The organism is Terrisporobacter sp. (assembly GCF_017888745.1).
Lineage (GTDB): Bacteria > Bacillota > Clostridia > Peptostreptococcales > Peptostreptococcaceae > Terrisporobacter.
Genome location: NZ_JAGHFM010000355.1, coordinates 1 through 3,197, shown reverse-complemented (window position 1 = coordinate 3,197; position 3,197 = coordinate 1). Strand labels below are relative to the sequence as shown.

General features: G+C 28.2%; 4 protein-coding genes. All 4 read right to left on the bottom strand.

Features of this window, described 5'->3' with window-relative positions; translation table 11 throughout:
• Window positions 1-186: 186 nt before the first annotated feature.
• Window positions 187-591, bottom strand: coding sequence for an HAD hydrolase-like protein (locus tag J7G74_RS16755; protein ID WP_330616612.1), 405 nt, complete (start codon window positions 589-591; stop codon window positions 187-189).
• A 42-nt stretch (window positions 592-633) separates the two neighbouring features.
• Window positions 634-978 carry a hypothetical protein gene (locus J7G74_RS16750; protein ID WP_330616611.1) on the bottom strand — a complete coding sequence of 115 codons (345 nt, stop codon included), beginning with the start codon at window positions 976-978 and terminating at the stop codon, window positions 634-636.
• Window position 979: 1 nt separating this feature from the next.
• Complete coding sequence (gene phnW, locus J7G74_RS15510; protein WP_297136984.1) at window positions 980-2,071, bottom strand: 2-aminoethylphosphonate--pyruvate transaminase; 1,092 nt, start codon at window positions 2,069-2,071, stop codon at window positions 980-982.
• Window positions 2,072-2,126: 55 nt separating this feature from the next.
• A partial coding sequence (locus J7G74_RS15505) for an extracellular solute-binding protein (protein WP_330616610.1) occupies window positions 2,127-3,197 on the bottom strand: 1,071 nt, incomplete at its 5' end.

Genomic DNA, 3,197 nt, shown 5'->3' with positions numbered 1-3,197 from the left:
TTTGTTTCATTTTAAACCTCCCATTTAAACTTACAACTGTAATCCTCTTTTTTAATCTTACATTTGTAATCCATAAAAGTCAATAATTTTTGATGAATTATTAATAATATCTTGAATATAAATAAAGAGCTGTCACAGGGCAATTTTTAATTGCTCCTGGGACAGCCCCATTTATTAATAAATTTATTAATTATCATATCCATTAACAAAATCCACTAAATTCACTAATTCCTTCATATTCATTATTACAAAATCAGCTCCAGCTTCTTTGTATCTCTTAGTTATTTTCTCTATTTCTCTTCTTCTTTCTTCATCAGATAGAGTTATATACTCTTCTTCAGTTAAAGCCATTTCAGAACTTCCTTCTATTATTCCAACAGTTAATACTCCAGCATTTTTTCCTTCTAGTATATCTGATATAGTATCTCCTACCTTGATTACATTTTGTACTGAAGAAACTTTAAGTTCTTCCATATTTTTAAATATCATAAATGGATAAGGTCTACCTATATTTTTAGTTGAATTTGGACTAAACCAACAATCTGGTTCGTAACCTTGTTCTTTGGCAACTTTAGTTACTATTGCCATCATCTCATCTGTATATCCTGTTGTTGATCCTATTTTTATATTTCTTTATCTCAACTTTTCAATAGTTTCAACTACATAAGGTTTAGGATTTCCATAGTTATGTAATATGCCCATTAATTTATCTGTAAACTTATCATGCATTTCATCTATGTCTTCATCTGTAAAATTTCTACCATATTTAGCTATCCAAAGTTCATTTATTCTTGGCATACTCATCATAGTTTTTATATGATTCCATTTTAACATTCCCATAGGTTTTCTTGTTTCATCTATTGTAGGGCTTATTCCATACTCTTCAAATACTTCTATAAATGCTCTTACTGGTGCAAAACACCCATAATCTACTGTTGTACCTGCCCAATCAAATATTACTGCTTCTATATTTCTCATATTATCTTTCCTCCTTTAAAAAGTCTGTAAATATATCACATAAATTATTTATATCTTCTTCGTATATTTCTCCTATATTACCTAGTCTAAATGTCTCAACTTTCGTTAATTTTCCTGGATAAATTGCAAACCCTCTTTCCTTTATATAATCATACATTTCTTTAAAAGTAAATTTATTATCTTCTAATATAAATGTTGTTATTATTGGTGATTGAAGTTCTTCCTTTAAATATGAGTTTATACCTATTTCTTTCATTCTTTTTCTTAATAATTTATTATTATTTGAATATCTTTCAAATCTAGCTTTTACTCCGCCCTCTTCAATTAATTCATCTAAAGCTTTAGAAAATGCTAATACTACATGAGTTGGTGATGTAAATCTCCATTTACCATCCTTGTCCATTCCCATCCACTGATCATATAAATCAAGTGATAAACTTCTCGCTTTCCCTTTACTATTTATAAGTTTTTCTTTACTTGCAATTATAAATGAAAATCCTGGAACGCCTTGTATACATTTATTAGAGCTACTTATTAAGAAATCTATATTACAATCACTAATATCTATATCCACTCCACCAAAACTACTCATAGCATCTACCATAAATGTTTTATTATATTTTTTAGATAAAACTCCAACTGATTTTATATCATTTAATATTCCAGTAGTAGTCTCACAATGAACCATCATAACATGAGTTATTTTTTTATCATATTTTAAGGTTTCTTCTATTAAGTTTAAGTCTGGTAATTCATCATATTCTTGTTTAATTTCAGTATAATTTATATCATGATACTTAGCCATTGTAACCATTCTCTCACCATAAGCTCCATTTACTATAAATAAACATTTATCATCTTTACCTATAATACTTGATATAACTGACTCTACTCCAAAGGTTCCACTACCTTGCATAAGAACTGTCGTATATTTCTCTTCACTTACATGACCTAAATCTAGAAGTTGTTTTCTTATTTTTTGTGTTATTACTTTGTAATCATCATCCCATGTACAATGGTCAAATAACATTTCTTTTTTAACTGAATCTGTTGTAGTTAAAGGTCCTGGTGTTAATAATTTATAATTTTTCATAATCAATCTCCCTTATTAATCAAAATATTAGTTTTGTATTATTTATATTAAAAAATTACTTTTTACAACTTTCTGAAAAATCTTTATGTTTTTCTAATAAAGACATGGTCAATTTTTCTTTATACTCTTTTGGATACTTAGCAGCTATAGTTAAATCAATTTTTTCACCTTCATATAAAACTGTTTGATATTTATTAAGTATTTCTTCTCTTGAGTTTTCAACTATACACTTAGCCATATCCATAGCTAACTTTTCTTTTTTATCATCTTCTTTATCTATTATTGCTATAGACTCTGGTAGTTGATAATTTCCTTCTATTGTGTCTATATAGTCAATTGGTAATCCATCTTCTTTATCTTGCAAAGCTTGGTGTCTAAGTCCAAATGCTATAGCAACCTCCCCTGCTCTTACTTTCTTTATAGGTGCAGATCCAGATGATTCAAGATGAGGACCTGCATTTTTTATTATTTTAGTCATTATATCTTCAGCTTCATCTTCTGAGTATCCATTCATTAATCCTTGTATTAACAACCATCCTGTAGAAGAACCAGTTATATCTGGTATAGATATTAATCCTTCATATTCCTGATTAGCTAGATCTTTCAAAGTTTTAGGTGGCTGTAAGTTATTTTCTTTTAGTACTTTAGTATTAACAATTATTGATCCTTGTAGCGCTGTAATTGGTGTCTGATAAGAAGCATACTCTTGTAATGGCTTTGTCTCAAATTCTAAGTCTGAAAACATATTATTTTTCTTTTGAGCCTCGTCTATATAATATGAACTCATCGTAACTAAATCAGCTTCCACATTTTTACCTTCTGCCAAAAGCTTTCCACCAAGTTCAGATGTTCCAAAGGATTGAATTATATACTTTCCTTTGTACCCATGTTCATTAAGAGCATCTGTCATTGCTATAATAACTTCTTCATCTGCATTAGAATAAATTACAACTTCATCACCTTTAGTAGATGAACCTCCTCCTATTAAACCAATTATAATTAGTACTGAACATAATCCAATAGCAATTTTTGACTTTAGTTTCATTTGTTTTTCTTCTTTAATTTTTAATTTTCCTAAAACTTCTTTAATTTTATTTCCATGCGTTAACAGATAAAAAATTAACTT